The following is a 16,202-nucleotide window of genomic DNA, read 5'->3' on the forward strand; positions in this document are numbered from 1 at the left end:
CGGCCCGTAAACTATCAGGAACCCTGCCTGATAGATAGCGTCTTTTCGCGCCGCACGCGTGCCGGCCACGCCCCGCCGATCTGGGAGGATTCCCGTCATGCCCGCATCACCCAGCACCGCCCGGGCCCTCAACGACCGGCTGGCCCTGCGGCTGCTGCAGCAGCAAGGCCCGCTCACGGCAGGGCAGTTGAAGCAGCTGACCGGACTGTCCCGGCCGACGGTCGCCGACCTCGTCGACCGGCTCACCGCCTCGGGGCTGATCACGGTGGTCGGCGAGTCCGGCGAGCAGCGCCGGGGGCCCAACGCCCGGCTCTACGGCATCGTCGCCGACCGCGCCCACCTCGCCGCGCTGGACGTCCGTACGGAAGGCGTCTTCGTCCTGGTCTCCGACCTGGTGGGGCGGGTGCGTGCGGAGGCATCCGTGCCGATCGGCGGTGACACCGGCACCGGCCCCGCGGTGGAGCAGGCGGTGGCCGCGGTGGAGAGCGCCCTGAAGGAGGCGGGCGCCGACCGGCTGCACACCGTCGGCATCGGCGCGCCGGGGCTGATCGACCCGGCCACCGGCGACCTCAGGGACTCGGCCGGCCTGCCCGCGTGGCACCGCCGGCTGGCCGCCGCCCTGCAGGACCGGCTGCCCGGTGCCCGGGTCACCGTCGAGAACGAGACCAACCTGGCCGCGCTGGCCGAACAGCGCGAGGGTGCCGCCCGTGACCGGGACACCTTCGTACTGCTTTGGCTGGGCCACGGCGTCGGCGCCGCGGTCGTCCTGGACGGCACCCTGCGCCGCGGTGCCTCCGGCGGCACCGGTGAGATCGGCTTCCTCCCGGTCCCCGGAACGAGCGGACTACCCTCGGCGACCGACTGCGACGGGGGCTTCCACTCACTCACCGGCGCGGCGGCGGTCGTCGCCCTGGCGGGGGAGTGCGGCCTGCCGGTGCCGGCTGCCCCGGACGGCCCGGGAGCGGCGGAGGCGGTGCGCGGAGCGGTGGCCGAGGTGGGGTCGGCGGAGGCGGTGCGCGGCGTGGTGGCCGGGGTGGGGTCGGCGGAGGCGGTGCGCGGCGTGGTGGCCGGGGTGGGGTCGGCGGAGGGCGCGGTCGACGATCGTCCGGCGAGCCGCTTCCTCCGGGCCCTGGCCGACCGGATCGCCGTCGGCGTGGCCTCGGTGGTGGCCGTCCTCGACCCCGGATGCGTGGTGCTCGGCGGGGAGGTCGGCCAGGCCGGGGGCGCGGTGCTCGCCGAACTGGTGCGGGAACGGCTGGGCCGGATGTCGCCCCTGGCCACCGAGGTGCGGGCGAGCGGCCTCGGCGGTGCGGCCGTGCTGCGCGGAGCCCTGCTGACCGCCCGGGAACGGGCGCAGGACGACCTGTTCACGCCCCCGGAGCGCTGACACCCGCCTCCCAGACCTCCCCACCGCGCCGCCCCAGCTCCCGTGGGCCGGGGGTCAGTGATCGTGACCGGTGCCGAAGCGGCGGGTCAGGTGGTCCTCGAAGGTCACCTTGCCCAGCGCGCGGTCCGGGGCGAGGTGGCAGCCCGCGCGGAAGGCGCGGTACGCCTTGCCGAACAGCGGCACCCGCACCACCGGCCGGCGCCGGCCGGTCGCCCGGAGCCAGGCGCGGGCCAGCGAGTCCAGCCCGTGGACCTCGGGGCCGGCCAGATCCGGCACCCGCCCGGCCGGTGCCGCGAGCGCCAGCTCCACCAGCTGTTCGGCCACCTCGGCGGCCTCGACCGGCTGGTCCGCCACTCCCGCCGGGACCGCGAGCACCGGCAGCCTGCCCAGGCTCGCGCAGAGCGTGACCAGCAGGTCGTGGAACTGCGTCGTGCGCAGCGTGGTCCAGCCCAGCCCCGACTCCTCGACCAGCCGCTCCACCGCGAGCTTGGTCCGGTAGTAGCCGAGCGGCACCTGGTCGACGCCGACGATGGAGATGTACACGAGATGGCCCACCCCGGCCCGCCGGGCCGCCGCGATCAGATTCCGGGCCGCCTCCTCGTCGCCGCCCTTGGGCGTGCTCGCGCAGTGCACGACCGTCTCCACGCCGGCCACGGCCGCGTCCAGGCCGGCCCCGCCCGCGCGCAGGTCGACGGCGTACGGCTGCGTGCGCCGGCTGAGCACCCGGACCTCGTGCCCGTCCGCCCTCAGCCGCTCCGTGACGAGCCGGCCGAGGGTTCCGGTTCCACCGGTCACCAGGATCGTGGTCATGCTGTTCTCCGTCCCTCCGGACACCCGGGCGCTCCCCGCCGGAGCGCCCTTCGCCGAGTGGGACCGGAAAGCCACCCGGAAATGTGACATCGCCCGGCGAACTTTTTCCGCAACGGCCGGGCGGGGCGGCCGAGACGCGGTTCCCGGGGCCGGCCGGCCCCGGGAGAGTCCCTCCACCAGCACCCTGGCGGCCCGGCGGCGGGCAAGGGCCGTCGTCACCGCCACCGGGCCCGTCCGCACCCTAAAAGGACTAGACCAGTTGGGTCAATGGGTCCGCGCCGAGGTCAACGCGCTTTCCGTGGCCACCAGTTGACCCGCATGACTGCATGGCGCGAAACCGACGGCACGCACTGTGAGCCAGCCCACACCGATCACCCGTATGGACGAGTGCCGGACGTGGCACACTGGCCCTGTACCAGAAGCAGCGCACTCCGGGGTCGGTGAAAGTCCGAACCGGCGGTTACAGTCCGCGACCCGGTCGCTTCCAGCGGCCGGTTGACCAGGTGAAATTCCTGGACCGACGGTTAAAGTCCGGATGGGAGGCAGTGCGCGGCGGGCGGGCATGCGTCTCTTCCGTGTGCGCGCCGCCGTATCTGGACGCGTTCGTATGCGGACGTGTCCCTTTCCGGCGACGCCCCGGTGTGTGCTCATCCGTACAACTGTCGTCATCGACAGGCCCCGGAGTCCGTGCCCGAAGAGGCAGGAGGACCCGGGAAGTGTTCACCGGAATCGTCGAAGAGCTGGGTGAGGTCACCGCCGTCGAGAATCTCGGCGACGCCTCCCGTTTCCGGCTCCGCGGCCCCGTCGTGACCGAGGGCGCGCAGCACGGCGACTCCATCGCCGTGAACGGGGTCTGTCTCACCGTCGTGGAGCACGAGGGCGACGAGTTCACCGCCGACGTCATGGACGAGACGCTGAAGCGCTCCAGCCTCGGCGCGCTCGGCGTCGGCTCCCGCGTCAACCTGGAACGCCCCACCGCCGTGGGCGCCCGCCTCGGCGGACACATCGTCCAGGGCCACGTCGACGGCACCGGGCAGGTCCTGGCCCGCACGCCCTCCGAGAACTGGGAGATCGTCAAGGTCTCGCTGCCCGCGGAACTCTCCCGGTACGTGGTCGAGAAGGGCTCCATCACCGTCGACGGCATCAGCCTCACCGTCGTGGAGGCCGGTCCCGACCACTTCACGGTCAGCCTCATCCCGACCACCCTCGCCCTGACCACGCTCGGCCACAAGCAGCCCGGCGACCCGGTCAACCTCGAGGTCGACGTCATCGCCAAGTACGTCGAGCGGCTCCTCGGCGACCGCGCCCAGGGAGCCACCAAGTGAACTGGCTCAACTCCGAGGCGTTCACCCTCTTCGGCCAGCACATCATCTGGTCGGACATGGCCGGCAACATCCTGGGCCTCATCACCCTCGCCCTCGGCTGGCGCCGCTCGCTGTGGACCTGGCCCGTGCAGTTCCTGTCCGGACTCGTCCTCTTCGCCGCCTTCTACGGCCACCTCACCGGCAGCGCCGGCAAGCAGGCCGTCGTCATGGCCGTCGCGCTGTACGGCTGGTGGCAGTGGCAGCGCGACAAGGACCGGTCCGAGGACGGCCACATCGCCCCCCGCTTCGCCACCGGGCGCGAGCGAGCGGCCATGCTCGCCGCCGCCGCCGTCGGCACGGTCGCCGTGGCCCTCCTCTTCAAGGCCTACCCGAGCCTGTCCTGGGACCCCTGGCCCGACGCCTACATCTTCGTCGGCACCATCGTCGCGATGTACGCCCAGGCCAAGGGCATGGTCGAGTTCTGGTTCGCCTGGCTGCTCGTCGACCTCGTCGGCGTGCCCCTCAACTTCGCCAACGGCTACGCCTTCTCCGGCTTCGTCTACGTCATCTACGGCGCACTCGTCCTGTGGGGCATGCGCGACTGGTGGCTGCGCTCCCGCCGGGGCCCGCAGCCCGCACTGGAAGGAGCTCCGGCATGACCTCGGCACCGCTGCTGTACGACACCGCCGACCTCGAGGACTTCACGCTCGACCCGGTCGAGCGGGCCATCGCCGACATCGCCGCGGGCCGCCCCGTGGTCGTCGTGGACGACGAGGACCGGGAGAACGAGGGCGACCTCGTCATCGCCGCCGAGAAGGCGACCCCCGAGATCGTCGCGTTCATGATGAGCGAGTGCCGGGGCCTGATCTGCGCCCCCATGGAGGGCGAGGAACTGGACCGGCTGCGCCTGCCGCAGATGGTCGAGGACAACACCGAGTCGATGAAGACCGCGTTCACCGTCTCCGTCGACGCCTCCGCCGCCCACGGCGTGACCACCGGCATCTCGGCCGCCGACCGCGCCACCACCCTCCAGCTGCTGGCAAGCGGCACCGCCGAGCACACCGACCTCGTCCGCCCCGGCCACATCTTCCCGCTGCGCGCCCGGCCCGGCGGCGTCCTGGTCCGCAACGGCCACACCGAGGCCGCCGTCGACCTCGCCCGGCTCGCGGGCCTGCGCCCGGCCGGCGCCATCGTGGAGATCGCCGGCGAGGACGGCAGCATGCTCCGCCTGCCCGAGCTGATCCCGTTCGCCCGCAAGCACGGCCTGACGATCATCTCCATCGAGGACCTGATCGCCTACCGCCGCGGCAGCGAGCCCACCGTCCGCCGCGAGGCCGAGACCCGCCTGCCCACCCGGCACGGCACCTTCACCGCCTACGGCTACCGCTCCACCGTCGACGGCGTCGAGCACGTCGCCCTCGTGCACGGCGAGATCGGCGACGGCGAGGACGTCCTGGTCCGCATCCACTCCGAATGCCTCACCGGCGACGTCTTCGGCTCCCAGCGCTGCGACTGCGGCCCCCAGCTGGACACCGCCCTGCGGCGCATCCAGGACGAGGGCCGGGGAGTCGTCGTCTACCTGCGCGGACACGAGGGGCGCGGCATCGGCCTGCTGTCCAAGCTCCGGGCCTACGAACTCCAGGAGCAGGGCCACGACACGCTCGACGCCAACCTCGAACTCGGCCTGCCCGCCGACGCCCGCGACTACGGCGCCGGCGCCCAGATCCTCGCCGACCTCGGCGTGCGCGGCGTCCGGCTGATGACCAACAACCCCGACAAGTCCGACGCCCTGCTGCGTCACGGCCTGAAGGTCACCGGCCGCGAGCCGATGCCCGTCCAGGCCGGCGAGCACAACCTCCGCTACCTGCGCACCAAGCGGGACCGGATGGGGCACGACCTGCCCTGGCTCGACACGCCCGCCGTGTCGGCCTGCAGCAACCAGTAACGAAGCACGAAGGAGAGACGTGAGCGGCAAGGGTGCACCGGAACTGTCCGTACGCAACGTGAGCGACCTCAGGGTCGCCGTCATCGCGGCGCAGTGGCACGAGAAGGTGATGGACGGTCTGGTGAACGGCGCCCTGCGCGCCCTGCACGAACTGGGCATCGACGAGCCCACGCTGATCCGGGTCCCCGGCAGCTTCGAACTCCCGGTCGCCGCCAAGGTGCTGGCGGGCCGCGGCTACGACGCCGTGGTCGCCCTCGGCGTCGTCATCCGGGGCGGCACCCCGCACTTCGACTACGTGTGCCAGGGCGTCACCCAGGGCCTCACCCAGGTCAGCATCGAGACCGGCGTCCCCGTCGGCTTCGGCGTGCTCACCTGCGACACCGAGGAGCAGGCGCTGGACCGGGCCGGCATCGAGGGCTCCAACGAGGACAAGGGGCACGAGGCGGTGACGGCCGCGGTGGCCACCGCGGCCACGCTCCGCTCAGTATCTGAACCCTGGCACTAGGGAGCCGCGCGAACCGCGTAGGGTGGGCAGCACCATGTCCAAGAAGACGTTCGAGGAGCTCTTCACCGAGCTCCAGCACAAGGCAGCCCACGGCGATCCCGCCACCTCCCGCACCGCAGAGCTGGTCGGCAAGGGTGTCCATGCCATCGGCAAGAAGGTCGTCGAAGAGGCCGCCGAGGTCTGGATGGCCGCCGAGTACGAGGGCAAGGAGGCGGCCGCCGAGGAGATCTCGCAGCTGCTGTACCACGTCCAGGTGATGATGGTCGCCCGCGGGATCTCCCTGGACGACGTCTACGCCCACCTCTGAACCCGCCAGCTCCCACCCACACCACTCCACGCGAAGGAAGCCGACCTCATGCTGCGCATCGCCGTCCCCAACAAGGGTTCCCTGTCCGGCCCTGCGGCGGAGATGCTGCATGAGGCCGGCTACCAGCAGCGCCGCGAGTCCAAGGAGCTGCGGATCGTCGACCCGGAGAACGAGGTCGAGTTCTTCTACCTCCGCCCCCGCGACATCGCGATCTACGTCTCCTCCGGCCGCCTCGACATCGGCATCACCGGCCGTGACCTGCTGATCGACTCCGGCGCCGACGCCGAGGAGATCCTGCCGCTCGGCTTCGCCCGCTCCACCTTCCGCTTCGCCGCCAAGCCGGGCACCGCGAACGGCATCGAGGACCTCAAGGGCAAGACGGTCGCCACCTCCTACGAGGGGATCGTCGCCGGACACCTCGCCGACAGCGGCGTCGACGCCTCCGTCGTCCACCTGGACGGCGCCGTCGAGACCGCCATCGAGCTGGGCGTCGCCGAGGTCATCGCCGACGTCGTCGAGACCGGCACCAGCCTGCGCAACGCGGGCCTGGAGGTCTTCGGCGAGCCGATCATGAAGTCCGAGGCGATCGTGGTCCGCCGCACCGGCGCCGACGCCGAGGAGCCGAAGGTCCAGCAGTTCCTGCGCCGCCTGCAGGGCGTCCTGGTCGCGCGCACGTACGTGATGATGGACTACGACTGCCGGGTCGAGCAGCTGGAGAAGGCCGTCGCGCTCACCCCCGGCCTGGAGTCTCCGACCGTCTCCCCGCTGCACAACGAGGGCTGGGTCGCGGTCCGCGCCATGGTCCCCGCCAAGGAGGCCCAGCGGATCATGGACGACCTGTACTCCATCGGCGCCCGCGCCATCCTGACCACGGCCATCCACGCCTGCCGCCTGTAGAGGGACACGCCGACCGATGTCCGACCTGCCCACCCTCCCCGTCACCTTCCGGCCGGGCCGCACCCGGGTGATCCTGCTCACCGCCGGTGTCGTGATCTTCGTGGTGATAAGCGCGATCGCGCTGCTGCTGGAGCACATCGGCCCGGGGTCGCGGCTCACCTTCATCCTCACCGGGGCGCTCGGCTTCTGGGCCCTGGCCCAGCTCGCCCGGGTGAAGGTGGTCGCCGACGACTCCGGTGTCACCGTGGTCAACATCGCCGGCAAGCGGCGCCTGGCCTGGGAGGAGATCCTGCGGGTGAACCTCCGGCCGGGTGACCCCTGGGTGTTCCTCGACCTCAGCGACGGCACCAGCCTGCCCGCGCTCGGCATCCAGCCGGGCATCGCCAAGCAGCGGGCCATCGCTGACGCCAAGGCCCTGCGCGCCCTCGCCGAGGCCCACTCGGGCACGTCCGCCCTGCCGCACGAGCCCAGATCTTGATTAATCTGGTGGGCGGAGGCCTTCCCGCTGTGCCTCCGCCCCTGCGCACCGCCCGGTGCCCGGGGGTTCCTGCTACCCGAGGAGTGAATCCCTCCGGCGATGGACGGATCGTCCTGTAGTACCTGCGCCACCCCTGCCCGACATACCGGGAAGGCGGTGGCAGCGTGACCACCTCTCTGCTGCTCCTCGGAGCGGCGCTCCTGCTGATTCTCGCCAACGGATTCTTCGTGGCCGCCGAGTTCGGCCTGGTGACGGTGGAGCGCCAAGACGCCGAGAAGGCCGCCGCCGACGGCGACCACCGGGCCCGTACGGTCGTGGAGTCGCTGAAGGAGCTGTCCTTCCAGCTCTCCGGCACCCAGCTCGGCATCACCATCACCTCCCTGGTCGTCGGCATGCTCGCCGAACCGGCCCTGGCCGGGCTGCTGCACGGCCCGTTCGCCGCGCTCGGCATCCCGGCGGGTGCCGCCTCCGGCGTCGCCGTGGTCGTCGGCATGCTGCTGGCCTCCGCCATCCAGATGGTGATCGGCGAACTCGTACCCAAGAACTGGGCGGTGTCCCGGCCGCTGCAGGTCGCGCGCTTCGTCGCGGGCCCCCAGCACCGCTTCGCCCGGCTGTTCCGCCCGGTGATCTCCGCGCTGAACACGGTCGCCAACCGGCTGGTCCGCGCCCTCGGCGTCGAGCCCGCCGAGGAGCTGGCCTCCGCCCGCACCCCCGGCGAACTCGTCTCGCTGGCCCGGCACTCCGCCCAGGCCGGCGCCCTGGAGCAGGACACGGCCGACCTGTTCGTCCGCACCCTGTCCCTGGGCGAGCTGACCGCCCAGCACGTCATGACCCCGCGCGTGAAGGTCAGCGCCCTCCAGGACTCGGCCACCGCCGAGGACGTCGTCAACCTCACCCGGGCCACCGGTCTGTCCCGCTTCCCCGTCTACCGGGAGAAGATCGACGAGATCGTCGGCATGGCACACCTCAAGGACGCACTGGCCGTCCCTGTCCACGACCGGCTGCGCACCCCGGTGAGCCGCATCGCCCGCAAGGCGCTCCTGGTCCCCGAGACCCTGCCCGTCCAGCCCCTGCTCACCCGCCTGCGCAGCGAGCAGCCCATCGCGGTCGTCGTGGACGAGTACGGCGGCACGGCCGGCGTGGTCACCCTGGAGGACATCGTCGAGGAGCTGGTCGGCGAGGTCCGCGACGAGCACGACGCCAAGGACATGCCCGAGCTGGCCCCCGCACCGCCCGAGGACGGCAGGCCCGCCTGGGACGTCGACGGCAGCTGCCGCGTCGACATCCTCCAGCGCATAGGCCTGGACGTGCCCGAGGGTCCGTACGAGACCGTCGCCGGCCTGGTCGCCGATCTGCTCGGCCGGATCCCGGCCCCGGGCGACCGGGCCGAGCTGCCCGGCTGGCGGCTCTCGGTCCGCCAGGTCGGCCACTACCGCGCCGAGCGGGTCCGTCTGGTCCGGACGGCCCCGGCGGCGGGCGTGCTGGAGGCCGCCCGATGAGCGTCCTCCAACTGGTCTTCGCCGCAGCTCTCGTGCTCGCCAACGGCTTCTTCGTCGGCGCCGAGTTCGCGCTCGTCTCCGTCCGCCGCAGCCAGATCGAACCGCTCGGCACGGCCCGGGCCCGCCAGGTGCTGTACGGCCTCGAACGCCTGCCGCAGATGATGGCCGCCGCCCAGTTCGGCATCACCGTCTGCTCCCTGACGCTCGGCGCGGTCGCCGAGCCGACGGTGGCGCACCTGCTGGAGCCGCTGTTCGAGTGGATCCGCGTCCCGCACGGCATGGTCCACCCCCTCGGCTATGTCATCGCCCTGGCCGCGGTGGTCTTCTTCCACCTGGTCATCGGCGAGATGGTGCCGAAGAACCTCGCCATGGCGGCGCCCGAGAAGGCGGCGCTCTGGCTCAGCCCCGGCCTGGTCTGGTTCGCCCGCCTCTGCAAGCCGATCACCGCGGCCCTCGGCACCTGCGCCCAGGGCATCCTGCGGCTGTTCCGGGTCGAGCCCAAGGACGAGGTCGAGGCGGTCGTCACCACCGAGCAGCTCAACCGCCTGCTGGAGGACTCCGGCCAGGCGGGCCTGCTCGGCCCCGAGGAGCGGGAGCGCCTGGAAGACGCCCTGGAGCTGGGCTCCCGCCCCGTGACGGACGTCCTGCTGCGCCGCGAGTCGCTGGTCACGGTGGCCCCGTCGGTCACCCCGGGGCAGATCGTGGAGCTGACGGCCCGCACGGGCTACTCCCGCTTCCCGGTCGCGGCCGGCGAGAAGGGCCCCTTCATGGGGTACGTCCATGTGAAGGACGTGCTCGATCTGGAGGACTCCGACCGGGCCGTCCCGCAGCACGTCTGGCGCCCCATGGCCACGCTCCGGGCCGAACTGCCGCTGGACGACGCCCTCACCGTGATGCGCCGGGCCGCCACGCACCTGGCCCAGGTGGCCGACGCCGGCGGCAGGGTCCTCGGCCTGGTCGCCCTGGAGGACGTGCTGGAACTCCTGGTGGGCGAGGTGCGGGACCCGGCGCACCGGGAGGTGTCCGACGTGACCCTGACGGAACCGAGGACGAGCGGGGAGCCGGAGCAGGCGCTGGCCACGTAGCCGGTGGTCACCCCGGGGTGCGTGGGGATCGCCCGCGCGGATCCCCACGCGCCCGCGGACCGCCGCTACAACCCCGGTGGATCCTGCGGCCCCCGCCCCGACAGCACCTCCCCGTACGCCTGCATCAGGTCGGGCAGCCGCAGGGTCGCCAGGTCCGCCCGGGACAGGGATCCGGTGTACGCCGACAACCGCAGATCCCGGTAGGCGCAGCTCTTCTCGTACAGCGTCCGCAGGAACCGTCCGTTGCCCAGCTCGTCGATCCAGCCCTGGTCGACCACGTGCCCGGCGATGGAACGCAGCTCCTCCAGCGCCTCCTCGTCCCACAGGTCCCCGTTCTCCGCCGCCAGGACCTTGCCGATCTCGGTGAGTTCCGGTGGCCGGTAGGAGGGGAAGTCCACCCGGGTCGTGAAGCGGGACGACAGGCCGGGGTTGGCGGCGAGCAGACGGTCCATGCCCTCCGGATAGCCGGCCAGGATCACCACCAGGTGGTCCCGGTTGTCCTCGGCCCGCTTCAGCAGCACCTGGAGCGCCTCGTCGCCGTACGCGTCGCCCTTGCCGTACCCGGTGTTGGACAGCGCGTACGCCTCGTCCACGAACAGCACCCCGCCGATCGCGGAGTCGATCAGCTCGTTGGCCTTCACGGCCGTCTGCCCGAGGTACTCGCCGACCAGGTCGGCCCGCTGGGCCTCCACGAGGTGGTCGCCGCCGAGCAGGCCCAGGGCGTAGAACACCCGGCCCAGGATCCGCGCGACCGTGGTCTTGCCCGTGCCGGACGGACCGGAGAAGACGAAGTGCCGCTTGGGCGGCTGCACCGGCAGCCCCTGCCCGGCCCGCAGCCGCGCCATGTTCAACTGCGCGGACAGCGCCTTGACCTGGCGTTTCACTGGTTCGAGCCCCACCATGCGCTCCAGTTCGGCGAGCGCCTCCTCGAGCAACGCGGGATCGGTCGGCCCGGCCGGGATCGGTGAGGTGGTCACCCCGGCCGGCCCCGTCCTGACGCGTACCGAGGGGTCGGCGACCGACGGCAGCGGCCCCGTCGGCAGATCGGGCTCCGGCAGCCGCAGATCACGGCCCTCCGTCCCGAACAGCGGATCGAACCCGTCGGGTCCGTCCACCGTGTCCTGGCCCGCGCCGGTCAGCGTGATCGCGGCGAAGCCTGCCGCGTCGTCGTAGCCGTCGCCCTCGGCGATCGCGGCGAGCCGGGCGGAGGTGTCCATGAAGGCCGGGTCGACCCGGTGCACCGCCCGGTACAGGGGGAGCGCGGCGGCGCTGCGGCCGGTGCCCTCGTGGGCCCGGGCCAGCCAGTAGCGCAGCTCCTTGCGCTGCGGCTGCTCGCTGCGGCACCGCATCAGCGCCGCCGACAGCAGCGGCTCGGCCTGGCCGTACATCTCCAGCCGGACCCGGGCCATGCCGCCGAACAGGCCGGCCTCGATGCCGAGCATGGGATCGTCCAGCAGCGGGTCGGTGTGCCGGACCAGCTGCTCCCAGTCCTTGACCAGATAGGCGCGGCAGGCGTGCAGGAAGCGGACCTGGGCGTCGGCGTCGACCGGGGGCAGCCCGGCGAGGGCGCGGTCCAGCTCGGGCACGTGCCGGCCGTCCAGCCAGTGGGAGGCGTGTGCCAGCAGCAGATCACGCGGGCTCTCCAGCACCGGTTGCACCCACCAGCCCAGCCAATACCAGGAGTTGAGGGTGCGGCGGTGGCGGGTGCGCTGTTCGCCGAAGCGTTCGCGGTGCCGGAACATCCGCAGCAGCGCGGTGGTCGTGTCGATCCGCAGCGCGTGCAGCCCGAGCCAGGCGTCCGCCATGCCCGGGTCCATCCGCACCGCGGTGCGGAACTCCTCCTCCGCCTGCGGGTAGGCGCCCATCGTGTAGGCGTCCACCCCCCGCAGCCAGGCGAGGTCGGCCGGGGCCTCGGGGCCCTGCGTGCCGAAGTCCATCACGTCCCCCCACAGACCGTGTCCCCGTGGTTCACCACCGGGCGGTCGCCCGACGGCCGCCGCGGTCGAACCGCTGTGCCGCGGACCGGAGTTGCAGGTGCGCGAGGCAGTCGCTCGAAGGTCGCACCGAGGGCATCGTACCCGCGGTACCTGCGCGGGCCGAAGGGTGCCGCACGGGCCGTTCGGCGAGGTGGGAGCAGACGGGGCGCACGGCGTTTCGTGACCGAGGGTGAGAGGATCGGTGCGGGGGGCAGCCGGAAATCCCGTCCCGCGGGCAGAACGAAGCCCCCGGTCACGGGGGAACAACCGGGGGCTTCGTGTCGAGGGGCGGCTCCGAAAGCCGCACATTGAGAACGTAAGTCCTGTACGGCCCCCGGGTCAAGCACAGTTGAGGCACTCGGATAACTTGCCCCGCAAGGCTCTTCACCACTTCACCACATCGAGGACGGTCCCTCACTCAGCGTCACGCCCTGTCCGGCTGCGGGGGTCGCGCCGGGTCCCGGCAGCACCTCGTACCCCTCTTGTCGCTGCAGCACCAGAAGATCGGCATGGGGGCGCGAGGGGTCGGCGGCGAAGTGCGCCCGCTCCGCCGCGATCCAGCCGTCCCAGAACTCCCGCTGTTCCACTCCGTCCCGCCGGCGGCCACGCGCCCACGACTCCTCCTGGGGCAGCTCCATCCACAGCAGTCCCGCGAGATGCGGCCGCAGCGCGCGACGGCCGGCGCCGACGCCCTCGATCAGGACGACGGGCGCGGCCGGCAGCGGACGCGGCATGCCGAAGGCGCGGGCCCGCCAGTCGTACGGGGTGAAGTGCGCGCGCTCACCGCGCGCCAGCGGTCCGATCACCTCGGACATGAGCCGGCCGGTCCAGGCGAAGAGCTGTTCATGGCTGGCGATGTCGTCCAGGTGGAGCACTGGAGCCCCGTCCAGCGCCCGCGCCAGCCGCCCGGCGAAGGTGGACTTCCCCGACCCGGCGTGCCCGTCGACACCGATCAGCCGGACCGGTCCCAGCGAAGGGGGGAGCCCGCGCAGCCGGGCGGCGAGGTCGTGAATGGCGATTCCCGAGGTGTGATGCGGTGTGGGGGGTTTTCCGTGAAACAGTCTAGTAGCGGCCCCCGGGTGACCGGTCCGGCGGGCACTCCGCCCGGGGAAAAGTCGCGTATTGAATCACCGGCTGGCGGCCAGTCAATCGCACCGATAAACACGACGAATCCCCTGACCGATATGTCGAATTCGGCGTTTCGGGTGTGCCCCACGCTGAGTAAGGTGCCTCCTGCGCAACGTGATGCGACGAGCGGGGACTGGCGGGGGGACATGGCCGCGGAGTTATTCGAGGGGCACTACGTATGGCATCCGGCGGCCGACGACCGCGTCCTGGCGAGCGTCTGCGTCGACGTGCGCGCCGGACGTTATCGGTCCGCCCACGAGGCGCTCGCCGAGACCCGCTCCGACCTCGCCCTGCGCGCCCACCGCTCGCTGGTCCTCGCCTCCGAGGCGGCCGGCACCGACCTGGTGGAACGCTGGCTCGCCGAGGAGGCCACGCCCGAGGCCGCGCTGATGTGGGCCCGGGTCGCGGTGCAGCGCGCCCTGCGGGCCGCCGACGCGCGCGACGACCGCGCCGGGGCGCTGGAGCGGATCGCGCTGACCGCCTGCGACCGGGCCGCCGACGCGGCCCCCGCCGACCCCACCCCCTGGGTCGCCCGGCTCGCGATGGCCCGGCTGCACCGGCTGCGCGACCCGGCCCCGCAGGGCCTGCTCACCGCCCCGCCCGGCCCCTGGCGGCTGTTCGCGCACATCCTGTCCCTGGACCCCTGGCACCGCGAGGCCCACCACCGGTTCCTGTCCTGCTTCTTCACCCGGTACGGCGGCTCGGTCACCGCCGCCTGGGACGTCGCCGCCTTCCTCAGCCAGCGGGCGCCCGGCGACTCCGCTCTGCGGCTGCTGCCCCTGGTGGCCCTGGTGGAGAGCTACAACCCCACCCAGCTGCTCGCCGAGCAGATCTGGGAACAGCCCCAGTGGCGCTCCACCGCGCTCGCGATCTACCAGAACTGGCTGCCCACGGTGGCCGGTTACCGCTTCACCCCGGTGCTCGACCTGGCCTACCTCGCGCACGCGCTGGTCATGGGCCGGCGCGAGTTCGAGGCCCGGGCGGTCTTCACGGCGGCGGGCCCGTACGCCTCGCGCATGCCCTGGAGCGCCTTCGGCGATCCCGCGGAGCAGCTCTCCCGGGCCCGGCGCGCCTGCGGCCTGCCCGTGCCGGGGTCCGGCTGACCCCGTTCGTCCCTCCTGCCCACCAAGAGATCCGTCCCCTGTCCCATCGAGAGAAAGGCCGATCCGTGTCGGAACGGATGCCGACTTCCCGGGCGCACGCCCGGGCCGCGGACACCGTCGTGCTCGACGACGACGCCACCCTGCATGCGATGGGTTATCCGCGGAAACTCACCCGGCGCTTCAAGGCGTTCGACAATTTCGCGATCTCCTTCACCATCATCAATATCCTCTCGGGTATTTTCTCGTCCTTCGGATTCGGCCTGAACGCGGGCGGCCCCCGCATTCTCGTATTCGGCTGGATCGGCGTGTCGGTCATGGTGCTGCTCATCGGCGCGGCCATGGCGGAAGTCGCCTCCGCCTATCCGACGAGCGGTGCCCTTTACTTCTCCGCGGGCAAACTCGCCAAGCGGCACAAGGGCGCCTGGTCCTGGTACACCGGCTGGCTGAACTTCGTGGGCCAGATCGGCGGCACCGCCGCCACCGGCTACGCCGCCGCCACCTTCATCCAGGTGTTCGTGCAGCTGCAGTGGCCCTCGTACGAGCCGACCGCGCACCAGACCGTTCTCATCACGGCACTGATCATCGTTCTGCAGGGACTCGCCAACACCTACACCGTCCAGCTCGTCGCGGTCCTGAACCGCATTTCCGTGTGGTGGCTGCTGATCGGACTCGTCGTGATCGTGGGGGCACTCATCGTGATGCCCGACCAGCATCAGCAGGCGTCCTTCGTCACCCATTTCGAGAACAACACCGGCTTCACCAACGGGCTTTACGGCGGGATGCTCGGCCTGCTGGTGACCAGCTGGACCTTCACCGGGTTCGACGGCAGCTTCCACATGTCCGAGGAAACGGTCCACGCGACGGTCAGCGCCCCGAAGGGCATCACCCGCGCCATCGGATATTCGGCGATCACCGGTCTGATCCTGATGCTGGCACTGGTCTACAGCATCGGCGACTACGCCGAGGTGGCCGGTGCCGCCGCGCCGCCCGTCCAGATCCTCATCGACGGCCTCGGCCTGCGCACCGCCAAGGTGATGCTGCTCATCGTCATCGGCGCGATGCTGTTCTGCGGTCTCGCCAACCTCACCAGCAACACCCGGCAGATCTTCGCCTTCTCCCGGGACGGTGCCATGCCCGGCTCCCGCTGGTGGCACTCGGTCTCGCTGCGGACCCGTACCCCGGTGAAGGCCGTGTGGCTCGCGGTCGCCTGCTCGCTGGCCCTGGTCGTGCCGGGCTGGTGGTCGCACACGGCGTTCACCGCCATCGTCAGCGTCAACGTGGTCGGGCTCTTCCTCGCCTACGCCGTGCCGATCTTCCTGCGGCTGCGGCTCGGTGACGCGTTCCAGCCGGGGCCCTGGCACCTGGGCCGCTGGGGCAGGCCGATCGGCTGGCTCGCGGTGGTCTGGATCCTGCTCAGCAGCGTCCTGTTCATGCTGCCGCAGGCCTCGCCGATCACGGCCGACTCCTTCAACTACGCGCCGATCGCGCTCGCCGTCGTCCTGCTGGTGGCCACGGTGTGGTGGTTCGCCACCGCCCGCCGCCGCTTCCAGGGCCCGGTCAGCTACGGCCGCCCCGACGAGGTCGCCGCGATGGACCTGGTCTGACCGGGCGGTCCGGCCCGGGCGGCCGCGCGTCGCGGCCGGGTGCGGGGGCGTGGGGACCGGTCGCGTGGTTCCCCGCGCCCCCTCGGGGCGCCGGCCCGTCCCACCGGCGTTCCAGTGGCCGAGACCAATATTCGTGCCGCGGCATGCGCCGAAGTGCTGGCAGCGGAATCCGGC

Annotated in this window: 15 protein-coding genes and 1 riboswitch; of the genes, 12 read left to right on the top strand and 3 right to left on the bottom strand. The window is 72.1% G+C overall.

The window, feature by feature from the left end; all coding sequences use genetic code 11:
- Positions 1 to 97 precede the first annotated feature (97 nt).
- Positions 98 to 1,387 carry an ROK family transcriptional regulator gene (locus FHS34_RS35170; RefSeq protein WP_184973158.1) on the top strand — a complete coding sequence of 430 codons (1,290 nt, stop codon included), beginning with the start codon at positions 98 to 100 and terminating at the stop codon, positions 1,385 to 1,387.
- Between the two features lie 54 nt (positions 1,388 to 1,441).
- On the opposite strand, the gene FHS34_RS35175 is transcribed toward FHS34_RS35170, so the two are convergent.
- Positions 1,442 to 2,197, bottom strand: coding sequence for an SDR family oxidoreductase (locus FHS34_RS35175; RefSeq protein WP_184973160.1), 756 nt, complete (start codon positions 2,195 to 2,197; stop codon positions 1,442 to 1,444).
- A 422-nt stretch (positions 2,198 to 2,619) separates the two neighbouring features.
- Positions 2,620 to 2,750: riboswitch (FMN riboswitch) on the top strand.
- Positions 2,751 to 2,913: 163 nt separating this feature from the next.
- Here FHS34_RS35175 and FHS34_RS35180 point away from each other — a divergent pair.
- The 9 genes from FHS34_RS35180 to FHS34_RS35220 all read left to right on the top strand — a co-directional run bounded on the left by FHS34_RS35180 (position 2,914) and on the right by FHS34_RS35220 (position 10,217).
- Positions 2,914 to 3,522, top strand: coding sequence for a riboflavin synthase (locus tag FHS34_RS35180; RefSeq protein WP_184973162.1), 609 nt, complete (start codon positions 2,914 to 2,916; stop codon positions 3,520 to 3,522).
- A complete protein-coding gene (gene pnuC, locus FHS34_RS35185) occupies positions 3,519 to 4,160 on the top strand; it encodes a nicotinamide riboside transporter PnuC (protein ID WP_184973164.1) in 642 nt (213 codons plus the stop codon). The genes FHS34_RS35180 and pnuC overlap by 4 nt, the downstream gene beginning before the upstream one ends.
- A complete protein-coding gene (locus FHS34_RS35190; RefSeq protein WP_184973166.1) occupies positions 4,157 to 5,446 on the top strand; it encodes a bifunctional 3,4-dihydroxy-2-butanone-4-phosphate synthase/GTP cyclohydrolase II in 1,290 nt (429 codons plus the stop codon). The genes pnuC and FHS34_RS35190 overlap by 4 nt, the downstream gene beginning before the upstream one ends.
- A 19-nt stretch (positions 5,447 to 5,465) precedes the next feature.
- Positions 5,466 to 5,951, top strand: coding sequence for a 6,7-dimethyl-8-ribityllumazine synthase (gene ribH, locus FHS34_RS35195; RefSeq protein ID WP_184973168.1), 486 nt, complete (start codon positions 5,466 to 5,468; stop codon positions 5,949 to 5,951).
- A 34-nt stretch (positions 5,952 to 5,985) separates the two neighbouring features.
- Positions 5,986 to 6,258: a phosphoribosyl-ATP diphosphatase gene (locus FHS34_RS35200; RefSeq protein ID WP_007491392.1), complete on the top strand. Its 273-nt coding sequence runs from the start codon at positions 5,986 to 5,988 to the stop codon at positions 6,256 to 6,258.
- A gap of 48 nt (positions 6,259 to 6,306) precedes the next feature.
- Positions 6,307 to 7,155, top strand: a complete 849-nt coding sequence (hisG, locus tag FHS34_RS35205) for an ATP phosphoribosyltransferase (RefSeq protein WP_184973170.1) — start codon at positions 6,307 to 6,309, stop codon at positions 7,153 to 7,155.
- A gap of 16 nt (positions 7,156 to 7,171) precedes the next feature.
- On the top strand, positions 7,172 to 7,633 hold the full coding sequence (locus tag FHS34_RS35210; RefSeq protein WP_184973172.1) for a PH domain-containing protein: 462 nt from the start codon (positions 7,172 to 7,174) through the stop codon (positions 7,631 to 7,633).
- A 164-nt stretch (positions 7,634 to 7,797) separates the two neighbouring features.
- Positions 7,798 to 9,132 carry a hemolysin family protein gene (locus FHS34_RS35215; RefSeq protein WP_184973174.1) on the top strand — a complete coding sequence of 445 codons (1,335 nt, stop codon included), beginning with the start codon at positions 7,798 to 7,800 and terminating at the stop codon, positions 9,130 to 9,132.
- A complete protein-coding gene (locus FHS34_RS35220) occupies positions 9,129 to 10,217 on the top strand; it encodes a hemolysin family protein (RefSeq protein WP_184973176.1) in 1,089 nt (362 codons plus the stop codon). Before FHS34_RS35215 ends, FHS34_RS35220 begins: the two co-directional genes overlap by 4 nt.
- 65 nt (positions 10,218 to 10,282) lie before the next feature.
- On the opposite strand, the gene FHS34_RS35225 is transcribed toward FHS34_RS35220, so the two are convergent.
- Together FHS34_RS35225 and FHS34_RS35230 are read right to left on the bottom strand one after the other, a co-directional pair.
- The gene (locus FHS34_RS35225) at positions 10,283 to 12,154 is read right to left on the bottom strand and encodes an AAA family ATPase (RefSeq protein WP_184973179.1); all 1,872 of its coding nucleotides are present in this window, start codon (positions 12,152 to 12,154) and stop codon (positions 10,283 to 10,285) included.
- A 431-nt stretch (positions 12,155 to 12,585) separates the two neighbouring features.
- A complete protein-coding gene (locus tag FHS34_RS35230; protein WP_184973309.1) occupies positions 12,586 to 13,206 on the bottom strand; it encodes a uridine kinase family protein in 621 nt (206 codons plus the stop codon).
- A 261-nt stretch (positions 13,207 to 13,467) separates the two neighbouring features.
- On the opposite strand from FHS34_RS35230, the gene FHS34_RS35235 reads away from it, so the two are divergent.
- Positions 13,468 to 14,424 (top strand): hypothetical protein, encoded by a 957-nt coding sequence (locus FHS34_RS35235; protein WP_184973181.1) that lies wholly within the window; start codon positions 13,468 to 13,470, stop codon positions 14,422 to 14,424.
- Between the two features lie 77 nt (positions 14,425 to 14,501).
- Positions 14,502 to 16,028: an amino acid permease gene (locus FHS34_RS35240; RefSeq protein ID WP_221509875.1), complete on the top strand. Its 1,527-nt coding sequence runs from the start codon at positions 14,502 to 14,504 to the stop codon at positions 16,026 to 16,028.
- Positions 16,029 to 16,202 lie beyond the last annotated feature (174 nt).

It is taken from the genome of Streptomyces echinatus, from assembly GCF_014203595.1.
Taxonomy (GTDB): Bacteria; Actinomycetota; Actinomycetes; order Streptomycetales; family Streptomycetaceae; genus Streptomyces; species Streptomyces echinatus.